Genomic DNA, 436 nt, shown 5'->3' with positions numbered 1-436 from the left:
CGGGGCTTATCCGCGGCAGCCCCGAGCCTGTTGCAATCCGCGCAGGAAGCCGCGCCGGGCGATGCCGGCATCGATCGCCGCGTTGAGCCGGCGCTCGGCCGGCCCGGCGCCGCTCACTTCGCGGACAAGGCCGCGGAACGGGATGAGCGAGTTCACCACCGCCGCACCGCCCGCCTTGGCGACGTTGCGCTTATTCTTGGTCGGGGAACTCGTATAGTCGGGGCCGAGATCCTTGTTGAGCGCCGCGATCGACGCAGCGATCTGGCGGCAGGTGCCCGTACCGGCCGTGCCATAGGGGTCGTGGCTCACCTCGGCCAGCAGGGGCGGGATCTTGGTCTTCTCGATCCCGACATCGCGCACCGGCTGCGACACGATCTGGCCTGCTTCCTGCGCGGTCGATTTGGACTTTTCCTGGCCCGCGCCGCTCCCAGCGGTC

1 protein-coding gene is annotated in these 436 nt (G+C 69.7%); it reads right to left on the bottom strand.

Features of this window, described 5'->3' with window-relative positions; translation table 11 throughout:
• Positions 1-6: 6 nt before the first annotated feature.
• Positions 7-436: hypothetical protein (locus tag RAD15_RS43955; RefSeq protein ID WP_458184886.1), on the bottom strand; the 430-nt coding region annotated here is incomplete at its 5' end.

Source organism: Bradyrhizobium sp. 14AA (assembly GCF_054185205.1).
This window is presented reverse-complemented; position numbering and strand designations above follow the sequence as displayed.